Genomic DNA, 13,818 nt, shown 5'->3' on the forward strand with positions numbered 1-13,818 from the left:
GGGAAGTGGTTATAATTGAACGCTGCGGGGGACGCCAGGGCGTGCACCTAAGCGTTCGTCGGCAGCGTCAGAGGGGTATAAGAGACAGGACCCCCGACGGCCCCATCCTCGTGCGCGGGGACGTCGAGATCCGCGACGCCGCGGGCCGGGTCGTCCCCCGCCGCCGCGCGACCGTCGCGCTGTGCCGGTGCGGCGCGTCGGGCATCAAGCCGTTCTGCGACGGCTCGCACAAGGCGATCGGCTTCCGCACCGACGACGAGGTGCCCCGCCCGGACGAGCCCGTCGCGGCGCAGGAGAGGAGCATCCCGTGAAGATCACCGTGCCCGCACCGGGCGTGGCCCGCCTGGAGCACGCCTACGTCAACTGCTACGTGCTCGCCGACGAGCGCGGCGCGACCGTCGTCGACGCCGGGCTGCCCCGCATGTGGTCGATGCTCCCGCGGGCGCTCGCGGCGGTGGACCGCACGCCGGCGGATGTGCGCGCCCTCGTCCTGACCCACGCGCACTTCGACCACGTGGGCTTCGCCCGCCGGGCGCTGCACGAGCTCGGCGTCGACGTCTGGGTGCACCCCGAGGACGCCCGCCTGGCAGCGCACCCGTACCGCTACGCGCACGAGAACCCCCGCGCGATCTACCCGCTGTCGCACCCGCGCGCCGCGCGCATCCTGGCCGCGATGCTCGGTGCCGGTGCCGCGCGGGTGAAGGGCGTGCGCGTCGTCCGGTCGCTCGTCCCGGGCCAGAAGCTCAAGGTCCCGGGCCGCCCGCACGTGATCGCCTGCCCGGGGCACACCTACGGGCACGTGGCGCTGCACCTGCCCGACGCCGGCGTGCTGCTGTCCGGCGACGCCCTGGTCACGCTCGACCCGTACACCGGGCGGACCGGGCCGCGGATCGTCGCGGGAGCCGCCACGGCCGACAGCGCACTGAACCTCGCGACGCTGGACGCGCTGGCGGCCACCGGCGCGCAGGTCGTCCTGCCCGGGCACGGGGAGCCGTGGACGGGTGGCGTGGTGGAGGCCGTGCGCCTGGCACGCGAGGTCGGCAAGGCCTGAGGGGCTCCTGGGCCTGCGCGCCGCGAGCATCGCGCCTACCGTCGGGCTCGTGACCTCGCGACACGGCAGCACGCCCGGATCCGACCGACCTGGCCCCACCGGCAGCGCGGCCGCCCCGCGGCACGGAGCCCGCGCGGGGGCCGCCCCCGCGCGGCGGTCGGCCCACGCGGCGGATCCCGTCCCCGGCGGCCGGGAGGTCGACGCGGTGGTGGTCGGCGCGGGCCCGAACGGCCTCGCGGCGGCGGTCACGCTCGCGCACGCGGGCCTCGAGGTCCTCGTGCTGGAGGGCCAGGACACCGTCGGCGGCGGCTCGCGGACCCTCGACCTCGGGCTGGCGCCCGGGGTGCGGCACGACATCTGCTCGGCGGTGCACCCGATGGCGTGGGCCTCGCCGTTCTTCCGCGCCCTGGGCCTGCACGAGCGCCTCGACCTGCTGACCCCGGAGGCGTCGTTCGCGCAGCCGCTCGACGGCGGCCGGGCCGCGGTGGCGTACCACGACCTGGATCGCACGGCGGAGAACCTGGGCCCGGACGGCGCCGCCTGGCGCGACCTGTTCGGCCCGCTGTCCGAGCGGTGGCGGGACGTGGTCGCCCTCGTGCTGGGCGACCACCGCAGCATCCCGGCCGGCGCGACGCCCCGGTCCGTGGTCACCGCGGTGCAGTTCGCCCTAGGAGCGCTGCGCAACGGCACCGCGTTCGTGCCGTCGACGCTGCGGACCGAGGAGGGCGCGGCGCTGCTGACCGGCGTCGCGGGGCACGCCATCACCCCGCTGCCGTCGCTCGCGGCGGCCGGGACCGCCATGCTGCTCACCACGCTGTCGCACGCGGGTCACGGCTGGCCGGTCGTCCGCGGCGGCTCGCAGTCGATCGTGGACGCCCTGCACGCGGACCTCGTGCGGCTCGGCGGCCGGGTCGTCACCGGCCACCCCGTCGCCCGGCGCGCGGACCTCCCCCCGGCCCGCGCGTACCTGTTCGACACCGCCCCGCGCACCGTCGCGCAGGTGTTCGGCGACGCGATGCCGCCGCACCTGGTCCGCGCCTACGCGGGCTTCCGGTACGGCAACGCCGCCGCCAAGGTCGACCTGGTGGTGGACGGCCCGATCCCGTGGGCGCACCCGGAGGTGGGCCGCGCCGGCACCGTGCACCTCGGCGGCACCCGCGACCAGGTCGTCGCCGCCGAGGTCGAGGTCGGCCGCGGCCGGCACGCCGAGCACCCGCTGACGCTGCTGTCCGACCCGGCGGTCGTCGACCCGGGCCGTGCACCGGCGGGCCAGCGCCCGGTGTGGGCGTACGCGCACGTGCCCGCCGGCTCCGACGTGGACCCCACCGAGGCGGTGCTGCGGCAGGTCGAGCGGTTCGCCCCCGGGTTCCGCGACACGGTCGTCGCGTCGCACGCCATCCCCGCGGCCCGGCTGTCGGAGCACGACGCGAACCTCGTGCACGGCGACATCGCGGGCGGCGCGATCTCCGTGTGGGGCATGGCGACCCGGCCGGCGCTGCGGCTCGACCCGTTCGCGAGCGGGGCGCCGGGCGTCTACCTGTGCTCCGCGTCCGCCCCGCCCGGCCCCGGGGTGCACGGCCTGTCCGGCTGGTACGCGGCCCGCCGGGCGCTCAAGGACGTGTTCGGCCGCCAGGACGCCCTGGCGGCGTCGGCTACGCGATGACGCCCGCCTCGCGGAGCTGCTCCGCGAGGGCGTTCCCGTCGGGTGCGTGCGCGAGCACCACCGACGAGCGGTCCAGGTCGTCGACCGCCCTTCGCGTCGCGGGCGTCGGGGCCGGCAGACCGTTCTGGGCGACCTGCTCCTGCACCGACAGCTCGCGGACGGCGATCGCCGCGACCTTGCCGGGGTGCTCCGCGGCGAACGTCTCGTAGACCTGCGGGTCGTGCTGGCCGTCGTCCCCCACGAGGATCCACCGCAGGTGCGGCAGCTCCTCGGCCAGCCGGCGCAGCGTCGCGGACTTGTGCGCGCGCCCCGACCGGAACAGCTCCGTGCCGGTCGGCCCCAGGTCGGTGAGCAGCAGCGAGCCCTGCGGCAGGCCGACCCGGTCCAGGAACCGCGCGAGGGCGCTCGCGGTGTTCCACGCGCCGGTCGACAGGTAGAACACCGGGGCGGCGGGGTGCGACGCGGTGATGTCCCGGTACAGCTCCGGCATGCCGGGGACGGCCTTGCGCCGCGCCTCGGACCGGACCAGGAAGTTCCAGGCCGCGATGTGGGGGTGCGGCACCATCGTCACGAGCACGGTGTCGTCGATGTCGCTGACGATCGCGTGCGTGGCCGCCGGGTCCACGACCTGCACCGGCGCGGGCACCTCGCCGTCCCCGCCGTCGACGGACATCCACAGCTGACGCCAGCCGGGCTCGAGCGCGATGTCCACCGGGGCGTCGACGTACCCGCTGCGGTCGGTGCGGGTCACGGCCAGGTCCGGGCCGCCCGGCTCGGTCCGCACCCGCACGACGGCACCCGGCAGCTCGGCGGACAGCAGGTTCCGCCAGCCCCGCCGCGCGACGCTCCCGGGGGTCGGCGCGTCGGGCGCGGTGAGCAGCACGCGGCCGCGGGCACGCACCCGGTCGACGGTCCCGTACGACGGGTAGGTGACCAGGCGCGGGGTGTAGCCGCGGCGCGCGAGGGCGCGGCCGACGACGGAGTTGATGCGGTCCTCGGTGCGGGCGGCGAGCTGGGCGATCGTCGTCATCGACCCAGTATCGGCAGCCCCGCGCGGAGCCGCGCGTCAGGCCGTCGCCGCCCCGTCCCGACACCGGGCGTTCCGTGTCGGCGAGGGGTCGACCACGGCGGTATAACCCGTCATACTGGGGCCATGAAGACGGCGATCTCTGTTCCCGACAAGGACTTCGAGCGGTTCGAGCGCGTCGCCCGGCGGCACGGGATGAACCGGTCGGAGTTCTACCGGCTCGCGGCTGCCGGCCTCGCCGACCGGCTCGAGGGCCGCAGCGAGCTGACCGACCTGGCCAACGCGGTGATCGCCCGGGCGGGACAGCCCTCGGCCGACGGCGTCTTCGTCGGTGAGTCGACGCGGATCATGGCCGAGAGCACCGACTGGTGATCGCCCGCGGCGACGTGGTCTGGGTCGACTTCGGCGTCCCGCGCGGATCGGCTCCCGCCAAGATGCGCCCGGCAGTCGTGCTGCAGGAGGACTGGCTGCTCGCGACGGAGATCAACACGGTGATCGTGGTGCCGCTGACGTCGAACCTCGCGCTCGACGCGTTCCCCGGGAACGTGCTCGTGCCGGGGCTGGTGTCCGGCTTGGACAAGGACTCCGTCGCGGTCGTCTCCCAGACCGGTCCGGTCTCGCGCGAGTACTGCCAGCCGTACCCGGCCGGCCGGTTGCCGGCGTACCTCATGGCCACGATCGGCGAGGGGGTGCGCCTGGTCACCGGCGTGTAGCGGCGGCAGCTCAGTCGCGGGCGACCTGCTCGTCGTACCGGTCCAGCGCGACCTGCGCGAGCAGCGGGTGCGGTCCGAGCGGCGCGGTGACCACGTCGGCCCCCGCGGCCGCGAGCGCGGAGTGGAAGTGCCCGGGTGCGAGCAGGTACGCGGCGACGACCACCCGCTGCGCCCCCGCGGCGCGGGCGGCCGCGACGGCGTCGGTCACGCTGGGCGTCGCCGACGCGCCGAAGCCGACGGTCACCGGCCCCTGCCACGCCTCGCGGACGGCGTTGGTCACGACCCCGACGGCGCGCGCCGCCTCGGGGTCGCTGGAGCCGGCCGCGGCGACGACCACCGCGTCGCCCGGGCTCGCACCGGCCTCGGCGAGGCGCTGCAGCAGGACCGTGACCAGGCGCTCGTCGGGCCCGAGCGGCTCCGCGGCTGTCGCGGGCAGCCCGGCCACCGCCGCCCCGATGTCGTGCCGGACGTGGTACCCGGTGGACAGCAGCAGCGGGGTGACGACCGCGCAGGTCCCCCGGGCGCCGGGGGCGCGGGCGGCCAGGACGTCGCGGACGGCGTCGCCGACCGCCGGCTCCTGCACGTCGACGAACGCCTCGACGACCCGCAGCCCGGGACGCAGCGCCCGGACGTCCGCCGCGAGCGCGCGCACGGTGGCCCGGCCCTCGGGGCTGCGGGTGCCGTGCGCGCACGCGACGAGCACCGGGGCCGTCATCGCCCCGCCCCCGCGAGGGCGACGCCGGCCCCGGCGTCCTCGACGCCCGCACCCGCCACGAGCAGCGGGTCGAGCAGCCCCGGCCGTGCGACCTCGCCCACCACGACGACGGCGGGCGACGGCAGCCCCTCGGCGGCGCACCGGGCGGCGAGCCCGGACAGCGGCGCCCGGACCACCCGCTGGTCGGGCAGCGTCGCGCGGGACACCACCGCGGCGGGCGTCGCCGGGTCGACCCCGGCCGCCAGCGCCTCGGCGGTCAGCCGGTCCAGCCAGGACAGGCCCATGAGCACGACGACGGTCACGTCGGGCGTGCGCAGCGCGGCGAGGTCGAGCTCCGTCAGGGAGCCGTGGCCGTTGACCACGTGCAGGCGGGCGCTCGTCCCGCGGTGCGTCACCGGGATCCCGGCGGCCTCGGCGGCCGCCACGGCGGACGTCACGCCGGGAACCACGCGCACCGGCACCCCCGCGGCCCGGCACGCGAGCACCTCCTCGCCGCCGCGCCCGAACAGGAACGGGTCGCCGCCCTTCAGCCGGACGACGCGCCGGCCGGCCAGCGCCTGCTCGACCAGGACCGCGTTGATGCCCGCCTGCGGCAGCGTGTGGACGCCGGGCGCCTTGCCGACGGAGATCACGCGCACGTCCTCCCGCAGCTCGGCGAGCACCGAGGTCGGACCGAGCCGGTCGGTGACCACCACGTCGGCCTGCGCGAGCAGCGTGCGGGCGCGGACCGTCATCAGGGCCGGGTCGCCGGTCCCGCCGCCGACCAGCGCGACCTCCCCCGGCTGCAGCACGTCGGGGCCGGTCGACTCCGGGCGGCCCGCGCGGGTGTCGGTGGCGGGGTCGAGCAGCGCGAGCACGATCCGGTCGCGCACCGCGGCGGCACGACGGGGGTCGGGGACGCCCTCGGAGAGCACGCCGACCAGCAGCCCGCCGATCCGCGCGGCGGCCGGCGTCCGGGCGGTCCCCGTCCGCGCGTCGGCGGCGGCGACGCAGAACACCCGGCGCGCGCTCGCCCAGCCGACCACCGCGTCGTCCACGGCGGCGAGGCCGGTGCAGGTCCAGACGAACCACACGTCCGCGACGTCCGCCTCACGCACCGGACGACGCCGCAGCCGCACCGCGCCCGAGGCCTCGAGCTCCAGCAGGTCGTCCACGACCTCCGGGGCGACCACCAGCACGTCCGCGCCCGCGTCGACCGCGGTGCGGGCGCGGCGTGCCGCGACCGGCCCGCCGCCGACGACCAGGACCGGCCGCCCGGCGACGTCGAGGCCCGCGAGGAGCGTCATGACGCCACCGCCACGAGCACGTCGCCGTCGACGACCGTCACCGGGTAGCAGCGCAGGTCCACGGGCTCCTTGCCGACCGGGTCCAGGCACGCGCCGGTCAGCACGTCCCACACCTGCTTGTACATCGGCGAGGTCACGGTCGGCACGCCGGCCACGTCGCCGACGATCCCGCGGCTGAGCACGTTCGCGCCGGAGTAGGGGTCCCGCTGCTGCACGGCCACGACGCGGTCGTCGGCGAGGCGGAACAGCGCCACCCGGTGCTCGCCGAGCAGCGCGCCGGCGCCGCGCTCCGGCAGCAGGTCGTCGAGCCGGCAGACCCGCACGGGGCCCTCGGTCGGGCGGACGGTGCTCACGGGGCGACCTCCAGGGTGACGGCAGCGGCACGGGCGGTCAGCAGGTCGGGGCTGCCCGTCTCGCCCGGCCGGGCGGGGCGCGCCTGGCCGCGCTCGGGGACGTAGGCCAGGTCGGGGTCGCCGAGCCCGGGCGCGTTGACGTACGGCGTGAACCGGCGGAGCTTCTCGGGGTCTTCCAGCGTGGCGCGCCACTCGTCGACGTACCCCGCGACGTGCCGCTGCACCTCGGCCTCGAGCTCGGCGCCGATGCCCTGGGCGTCGTCGACGACCACCCGGCGCAGCTCGGCGATGCCGCCCGGGAACGCCGCGACCCACGCCGCGGTGCGCTGCAGACGGTCCGCGCTGCGCACGTAGAGCGCGAGGAACCGGTCGACCACCCGCACGAGCGTCTCGTCGTCCAGGTCCTCCGCGAGCAGGTCCGCGTGCCGCGGCGTGAAGCCCCCGTTGCCGCCGACGTAGACGTTCCAGCCCTTCTCCGTCGCGATGACGCCGACGTCCTTGCCGCGGGCCTCCGCGCACTCCCGGGCGCAGCCCGAGACGCCGACCTTGAACTTGTGCGGCGACCGCAGCCCCCGGTACCGCAGCTCCAGGCGGACGGCCATGCTGGCCGAGTCCTGCACGCCGAACCGGCACCACGCCTGCCCGACGCAGGTCTTCACCGCGCGCAGCGACTTGCCGTACGCCTGCCCGGACTCGAACCCGGCGTCGACGAGCCGTCGCCAGATGGCCGGCAGCTGGTCCTGGCGCGCGCCGAACATCGCGATGCGCTGCGCGCCGGTGACCCGCGTGAACAGGCCGAAGTCCCGCGCGACCTCGGCCAGCGCGAGCAGCTTCTCCGGGGTGACCTCCCCGCCGGGCATGCGCGGGACGACCGAGTAGGTGCCGTCCTTCTGCAGGTTCGCGAGCAGGTGGTCGTTGGTGTCCTGCAGCGGCGCCTGGTCCGGCTGCAGCACGTGGCCGATGCCGAGGGAGGACAGGATCGACGCGACGACCGGCCGGCAGACCGCGCACCCGCGCCCCTGCCCGTGCCGGGCGACGACCTCGGAGAACGTCCGCAGCCGCTCGGTCCGCACCAGCGCGAACAGCTCCGCGCGGGACATCGCGAAGTGCTCGCACATCGCGGTCGACACCGCGATCCCGGCGCGCTCCAGCGTGCGGTTCACGACCGTGGTCAGCAGCGGCACGCACGAGCCGCAGACGGTCCCCGCGCGGGTGCACGTCTTGACCTCGCCCACGCTGCGGCAGCCGTGCTCGGTGACGGCCGCGCGGACCGTCCCGGCGGAGACGTTCGAGCACGAGCACAGCACCACGTCGTCCGGGAGGTCGGCCTGCGCCGGCGCCGCGCCGCCCTCGGGGGCGAGGAACGCCGACGGGTCCGCGCCCAGCGGCCGGCCCAGCAGCGGCCGCAGCGACGAGTACAGCGCGATGTCGCCGACGAACACGCCGCCGAGCAGCACCCGCGCGTCGTCGGAGACCACGAGCTTGCGGTAGGTGCGCGCCACCGGGTCGGCGAACGTGACCTCCAGCGCCCCGGGGGTCAGCGCGAGGACGTCGCCGAAGCTGGCCGCGTCCACGCCGACGCCCTTGAGCTTCGTGCCGTCCGGGGCCCGCGTGTACACCGCGTCCCCGCCGCACAGCCGGTCCACCACGACGTCCGCCATGGCGTTGCCCGGTGCCACCAGACCGGCGCACTCGCCCTCGTGGCTCGCGCACTCCCCGATCGCCCAGACCGCCGGGTCGGACGTCCGGCACGTCGGGCCGACCACGATGCCGCCACGCTCCGCGACCGCGAGACCGGCCTCGCGGCCGAGCCGGTCGCGGGGCCGGATGCCCGTGGAGTAGATGACGACGTCGGCGGGGACGGTCTCCCCCGTCGACAGCTCCAGCCCGCCCACCGCGCCGTCGCCGGCGGCGACCACCCGGGTCGCCGCGGCGGAGGTCCGCACCTCCATGCCGAGGCCCGCGACGAGGACGCGCAGTGCCTCGCCGCCGCCCGCGTCGAGCTGCACGGCCATCAGCCGGTCCGCGAACTCCACGACGGTGGGCAGGACGTCCAGCGTCTGCAGCGCCGCCGCGGCCTCCAGGCCCAGGACGCCGCCACCCACGACGGCCCCGCGCAGCGGACGGCCGAGCGCGGCCGAGCGGCCGGCGACCCAGTCGCGCAGCGCCCCGACGTCCGCGACGGTCCGGTACGCGAGCACGCCGGGCAGGTCGGTCCCCTCGGTGCGCGGCACCCAGGCACGGGACCCGGTCGCCAGCACGAGGGTGTCGTAGGTCAGCTGCCGGCCCGACGCCGTCCGGACGGTCCGGGTGGTGCGGTCCAGCGCCACCGCGGCGTCCCCGACGACCAGCTCGACGCGCGGGTCCTGCCACGGGGCGGGGTCGAGCGCCAGGTCCTCGTCCGCCCGGCCGCCGAACACGTCCGAGAGGTGCACCCGGTCGTACGGCAGGCACGGCTCGTCGCCGACGACGGTCATCCGGAACGCCCCGGCGTCGGGGCGGCGGCAGAGCTGCTCGGCGAAGCGGTGCGCGACCATCCCGGCGCCGACCACGAGGACGTGCCCGAGGTCGGGGGCGGCGGCGGGTGCGGGGGGCGGCGTCATGCGCACAGTTTTCAACGGCCCCGACCGTGGTAATTGGGCCCAACGGCCCAGGCCGCCCGGCCGCGCACGCCGTCAGACCGGGGGCGCGCCCGCCAGCCGCAGCACGCAGACGCCCGGGGCCGCGAACGGCTCGATCCCCTCGGCCCGCACCGGGCCACCGGTCCGGGCCAGCAGCGCCTGCGCCAGCCCGAGGTGCACCTGGCACACCACGTCCGGGCGCTCGCGGGCCAGGTCGAGGAACGGGCAGCGTCGCAGGTGGTACGCCGACGCACCGGGCCGGAGCTCCGGGTCGAACCCCAGCCGCTCGAGGTGCGCGGTCAGGTCGGCGACCTGGGCTGCGGCGCCCGCGGCTCCGCCCGGCGCGGCAGCCCGCGGCGTCCCGCCGGGCAGCGCCGCGCCGGCCCGGAACCCGTGCCGGCGCGCGGACTCCGCCACGTCCCGCGCGGCGGTGCCGTAGCCGTCGAGCAGCGCCCGCGCGAGCGCACCGTGCGCGACAGCCGCCGCGTCGCGGGCGGCGGCCTCCTGCGGCACGGGCGCGGGGTCCTGCGACGGGAGGGCGCGCACCGCGCGGTACCGCATGCGGGGCCGTCCGCGCCCGGCCGGCACACCGGCCTCGCGCGCCACGTACCCGGCGTCCAGCAGCAGCCGCAGGTGCTCCCGGGTCGAGTTCTCGTGCAGCCCCACCTCGACGGCGAGCTCCCCCACGGTGCTCGACCCGCGCCGGTGCAGCGCGCGGAGCAGCTGCACCCGCCGCGCCGCGGCGAGGGGCTCGGGCGGCGCGTGCCGGGGCTCGGCACCGGGCATGAGGCTCCCTCCGCGTCGGGTCCGCGGCCGACGCAGAGCAGCGTGGTCCGTCCGGGGACCGAGGGCGTGGGACGTAGGTCACCACGCGAGGGCCGTCCCGGCCGGTGACGTCGTCTCACGGACGGGCACGCGGCGCGACGGCGTCACCGGCGGTGGCTAGCGTGGCGCGACCGCAGCGGCCCCGACGGCCGCGCAGCAGGAGGACACGCGATGCCCGGCACACCGGCACGGCTCGACGACCCGGCCACGACGGACGCCGCCACCTGGCGGGCGTGGGCCGCCGCGCGCGACGCGGAGCTCGCGAGCCCCCACGGCTGGCTGAGCCTCACGGCCCTGCACTGGCTGGGACCGGCCCCGGCCGCGCTCGGCGACCTGCCCGGGACCTGGTGGGCCGACGCCGACGGCATCCACGTGGACCCCGGCACCGCGCCCGACCCGGGCCTGACGCTGGACGCCGCGCCCGTCACGGCCGTGACGACGGTGTGGACGGCGGACGCGGGCGCCACCGGGGACCTCCGGCACGGCGACCGGCGGCTCGAGCCGCTGGGGCGCGGCCCGCTGACCCGGGGAGTGCGTGTCCGCGACCCGCACGCCCCCGCGCTGCGGGCGTTCACGGGCGTCCCGCGCTTCGACCACGACCCGGCGTGGCGCCTGACCGGCACGTTCGTGCCCGCCGAGGAGGGTCTGGTGGCGGAGACGGGCTCCGTCGCGGCGGGCGTGCGCCACGTGCAGGCCGTCGCCGGCCACGTGCGCTTCACCTCCGCGGGCGCCGAGCACGTGCTGCAGGTCGCGGGCGGCGCGCACCCCGCGATCTGGTTCCGCGACGCCACCAACGGCCACGAGACGGCGGCGTTCCGGGTGCTCGCCGTCCGCCCGGAGGCCGACGGCACGGTGGTGCTCGACCTCAACCGCGCGGAGAACGCCCCGTGCGCGTTCAGCGACCACGGCACGTGCCCGCTGCCGCCCGCGGGCAACACGCTGCCGTTCGCGGTGCGCGCGGGCGAGCGGACGCCGACGGGCCGCTAGGCGCCCGGCGGACGCGTCAGGCGGTGAGGCGCCGGTCCAGGCGGCGGGGGCCGGGCACGACCGCGCCGGGCTCGACGCGCGTCTCCGGCTCGACCACGGCGCGGGGCTCCAGCCGGGCGTCCGGCCCGACCTCGCTGCGCAGGCCCACCGTCGAGCCGGCGCCGACGCGTGCACCCCGTCCGAGGTGCACGTGCGAGCCGACCGTCGCGGCCACCTCCACGTGCGCGCCGGGTTCCACCCAGCAGTGCTGCCCGATGCGGGCACGCGCCTCCACGCGCGCCCCGGGGTCCACCCACGCCGACTCCGCGACGTAGGCGCTGTCGTCGACGACGGCGCCCTTGGCGACGAACCCGCCGCCGTTGTCGTGCCGCTGGTAGCGCACGACCGTGCCGTCGTCCTGCTCGAGGTCTTCGTATCGCTTCTTCATACCGCCCTCCTCAACGCACGGCACCGTCGGCTTGTTCCTGGGGTCACGAGGCCGCGCGCCCTGTGTTTGGCTCCGTCTGCATGTCCGGTTCGCTCCGAGTTTCTCCGATCATGTTGACTCCACCGGGTGACCCACGCCACAGTGGGTCCTGCCAGGGCGGCCACCGTCCCGGCGCGGCACCGCTGCCGCCGGCACGAGGACCAGGACACCGTCGTCATGTACCCCCCGGAACGCCACCAGGTGATCCTCACGACCGCCCGCTCCGCCGGCCGGGTCGAGGTCGCGCGGCTCGCCGACGACCTGGAGGTCACGCCCGAGACGGTGCGGCGCGACCTGACGGCGCTCGAGCGCATGGGGCTCCTGCGGCGGGTGCACGGCGGGGCCGTCCCGGTCGAGCGCCTCGGCTACGAGCCGGCGCTCGCCCAGCGGGAGAACGTGCTCGCGGCCGAGAAGGACCGCATCGCCAAGGCCGCCCTCGACGAGCTGCCGGCGGGCGGCTCCGTCCTCATCGACGCCGGCTCCACGACCGTGCGGCTCGCGGAGATGCTGCCGGCCGACCGCGAGCTGATCGTCGTCACCCACGCCCTGCCGGTCGCCACCGCGCTCGCCGCGCTGCCGAACGTGACGCTGCACCTCATCGGGGGCACCGTGCGACGCCGGACGCTCGCCGCCGTCGGCACCTGGGCGGAGCAGGCGCTCGCCGACGTCCGGGTCGACGTGGCGTTCCTGGGCACCAACGGGCTGACCGTCGAGGACGGGCTGTCGACGCCGGACCTCGCCGAGGCGGCCGTCAAGCGCGCGCTGGTCCGGGCCGCCGCCCGGACGGTCGTGCTCGCCGACCACTCCAAGATCGGCCGCACGGAGCTCGCGGTCGTCGCGCCGCTGAGCAGCGTCGACGCCGTGGTCACGGACTCCGGCGTCGCGCCGGAGCTCGCCGAGGAGATCGAGACGGCCGGCCCGCGCGTCGTGCGGGCCTGAGAACCCAGGACGGCGCGCTGCAGCGCCGCCCGGACACCGAGGAGAATGATGAAGGTCTTCCGTTTCTACGCCCCCGGCGACGTGCGGCTGGAGGAGGGCCCCGAGCCCTCCCCCGCCGACGGCGAGGTCAAGATCCGCGTCCGCGCCTGCTCGATGTGCGGCACCGACGTGAAGATCTCGACGTCCGGGCACCAGCGCATCGTGCCGCCCCGCGTCATGGGGCACGAGATCGCGGGGGAGGTCGTCGAGGTCGGTGCCGGCGTCGAGGGGTGGGTCCCCGGCGACCGGGTGCAGGTCATCGCGGCCATCCCGTGCGGCGAGTGCGAGTTCTGCCGCAGCGGCGCCATGACCATCTGCCCGAACCAGGTCTCGATGGGCTACGACTTCGACGGCGGGTTCGCGCCGTACATGATCGTGCCGCGGGAGGTGCTGCAGGTCGACGGCCTGAACCGCATCCCGGAGAACGTCTCCTACGCCGAGGCCTCCGTCGCGGAGCCGTTCGCCTGCGCGATCAACGCCCAGGAGATCGTCGACGTCCGCAAGGGCGACGTCGTCGTGGTGGTCGGCTCCGGCCCCATCGGCTGCCTGCACGTCCGGCTCGCCCGGGCGCGCGGGGCCGAGAAGGTGATCCTGGTCGAGCTCAGCCGCGAGCGCCTCGACCTGGCCGCCGCGGTCGTCGAGCCCGACGTCGCCATCTGCGCGGGCGAGGTCGACCCGGTGTCCGCCGTCAAGGAGGCCACGGACGGCCGGGGCCCGTCGGTCGTCATCACCGCCGCCGCGTCCGGGGCCGCGCAGGAGCAGGCGCTGCAGATGCTCGCCCCGCAGGGCCGGCTCAGCCTGTTCGGCGGTCTGCCCAAGGACCGGCCGACCATCACCTTCGACTCGAACCTCGTGCACTACCGCGAGCTGGCGGTGTTCGGCGCGAACGGGTCCAGCCCGGAGCACAACCGCCAGGCGCTCGCGCACATCGCCGACGGCAGCGTGCCCGTCGCCGACCTCATCACCCACCGGCTGCCGCTCGACCAGGTCGCCGAGGGCATCGACGTCGTCCGCTCCGGTGCGGGCATCAAGGTCACCATCGAGCCGTGACGGTCCCCCCGTCACGCCAGTCCAGAAGGAGCAGGTCAATGCCGATCCACTCCGCGCCGGGCCGCAGCGCCCGGCCGATCCCC

Annotated in this window: 15 protein-coding genes; 8 read left to right on the top strand and 7 right to left on the bottom strand. The window is 76.8% G+C overall.

Translation table 11 applies throughout. The annotated features are described in order from the left end of the window. Nucleotides 1-41 precede the first annotated feature (41 nt). The 3 genes from KJP73_RS14410 to KJP73_RS14420 all read left to right on the top strand — a co-directional run bounded on the left by KJP73_RS14410 (nt 42) and on the right by KJP73_RS14420 (nt 2,714). Nucleotides 42-311, top strand: a complete 270-nt coding sequence (locus tag KJP73_RS14410) for a CDGSH iron-sulfur domain-containing protein (protein WP_213283589.1) — start codon at nt 42-44, stop codon at nt 309-311. Continuing rightward, on the top strand, nt 308-1,051 hold the full coding sequence (locus KJP73_RS14415; RefSeq protein WP_213283564.1) for an MBL fold metallo-hydrolase: 744 nt from the start codon (nt 308-310) through the stop codon (nt 1,049-1,051). The genes KJP73_RS14410 and KJP73_RS14415 overlap by 4 nt, the downstream gene beginning before the upstream one ends. 205 nt (nt 1,052-1,256) lie before the next feature. Continuing rightward, entirely contained in the window at nt 1,257-2,714 is a 1,458-nt protein-coding gene (locus tag KJP73_RS14420; protein ID WP_213283565.1) for a phytoene desaturase family protein, read from the top strand. Here the strand turns inward: KJP73_RS14420 and KJP73_RS14425 are convergent. After that, nucleotides 2,704-3,744: an App1 family protein gene (locus KJP73_RS14425; protein ID WP_213283566.1), complete on the bottom strand. Its 1,041-nt coding sequence runs from the start codon at nt 3,742-3,744 to the stop codon at nt 2,704-2,706. The two genes, KJP73_RS14420 and KJP73_RS14425, sit on opposite strands and share 11 nt — an antisense overlap. Before the next feature lie 123 nt (nt 3,745-3,867). Here KJP73_RS14425 and KJP73_RS14430 point away from each other — a divergent pair, with 123 nt between their 5' ends. Beyond that, nucleotides 3,868-4,113 carry a ribbon-helix-helix protein, CopG family gene (locus KJP73_RS14430; protein WP_213283567.1) on the top strand — a complete coding sequence of 82 codons (246 nt, stop codon included), beginning with the start codon at nt 3,868-3,870 and terminating at the stop codon, nt 4,111-4,113. Next, nucleotides 4,110-4,454, top strand: coding sequence for a type II toxin-antitoxin system PemK/MazF family toxin (locus KJP73_RS14435; RefSeq protein ID WP_213283568.1), 345 nt, complete (start codon nt 4,110-4,112; stop codon nt 4,452-4,454). Before KJP73_RS14430 ends, KJP73_RS14435 begins: the two co-directional genes overlap by 4 nt. A gap of 10 nt (nt 4,455-4,464) precedes the next feature. Here KJP73_RS14435 and KJP73_RS14440 read toward each other — a convergent pair whose 3' ends face one another. From KJP73_RS14440 to KJP73_RS14460, 5 genes are all read right to left on the bottom strand, one after another. Beyond that, nucleotides 4,465-5,169: a sirohydrochlorin chelatase gene (locus KJP73_RS14440; protein ID WP_213283569.1), complete on the bottom strand. Its 705-nt coding sequence runs from the start codon at nt 5,167-5,169 to the stop codon at nt 4,465-4,467. Continuing rightward, nucleotides 5,166-6,455, bottom strand: a complete 1,290-nt coding sequence (gene cobA, locus KJP73_RS14445; RefSeq protein ID WP_213283570.1) for a uroporphyrinogen-III C-methyltransferase — start codon at nt 6,453-6,455, stop codon at nt 5,166-5,168. Before cobA ends, KJP73_RS14440 begins: the two co-directional genes overlap by 4 nt. Continuing rightward, complete coding sequence (gene nirD, locus KJP73_RS14450; RefSeq protein WP_213283571.1) at nt 6,452-6,808, bottom strand: nitrite reductase small subunit NirD; 357 nt, start codon at nt 6,806-6,808, stop codon at nt 6,452-6,454. The genes cobA and nirD overlap by 4 nt, the downstream gene beginning before the upstream one ends. Beyond that, entirely contained in the window at nt 6,805-9,411 is a 2,607-nt protein-coding gene (nirB, locus tag KJP73_RS14455; RefSeq protein ID WP_213283572.1) for a nitrite reductase large subunit NirB, read from the bottom strand. Before nirB ends, nirD begins: the two co-directional genes overlap by 4 nt. Before the next feature lie 72 nt (nt 9,412-9,483). Continuing rightward, complete coding sequence (locus KJP73_RS14460; RefSeq protein WP_213283573.1) at nt 9,484-10,215, bottom strand: helix-turn-helix transcriptional regulator; 732 nt, start codon at nt 10,213-10,215, stop codon at nt 9,484-9,486. A 210-nt stretch (nt 10,216-10,425) separates the two neighbouring features. Here KJP73_RS14460 and KJP73_RS14465 point away from each other — a divergent pair, with 210 nt between their 5' ends. After that, nucleotides 10,426-11,241, top strand: coding sequence for a DUF1684 domain-containing protein (locus KJP73_RS14465; RefSeq protein WP_213283574.1), 816 nt, complete (start codon nt 10,426-10,428; stop codon nt 11,239-11,241). Nucleotides 11,242-11,257: 16 nt separating this feature from the next. Here the strand turns inward: KJP73_RS14465 and KJP73_RS14470 are convergent, their stop codons facing one another. Then, nucleotides 11,258-11,668 (bottom strand): transferase, encoded by a 411-nt coding sequence (locus tag KJP73_RS14470; RefSeq protein ID WP_213283575.1) that lies wholly within the window; start codon nt 11,666-11,668, stop codon nt 11,258-11,260. Nucleotides 11,669-11,884: 216 nt separating this feature from the next. Between KJP73_RS14470 and KJP73_RS14475 the strand changes: the two genes are divergently transcribed. Together KJP73_RS14475 and KJP73_RS14480 are read left to right on the top strand one after the other, a co-directional pair. Then, nucleotides 11,885-12,646, top strand: coding sequence for a DeoR/GlpR family DNA-binding transcription regulator (locus KJP73_RS14475; protein WP_213283590.1), 762 nt, complete (start codon nt 11,885-11,887; stop codon nt 12,644-12,646). Nucleotides 12,647-12,694: 48 nt separating this feature from the next. Continuing rightward, entirely contained in the window at nt 12,695-13,735 is a 1,041-nt protein-coding gene (locus tag KJP73_RS14480; RefSeq protein WP_213283576.1) for a zinc-dependent dehydrogenase, read from the top strand. The last annotated feature ends 83 nt before the right edge of the window (nt 13,736-13,818 follow it).

Origin of the sequence: Cellulomonas hominis (assembly GCF_901521055.1) — a bacterium.
In the GTDB taxonomy this organism is placed as follows: Bacteria; Actinomycetota; Actinomycetes; order Actinomycetales; family Cellulomonadaceae; genus Cellulomonas; species Cellulomonas endometrii.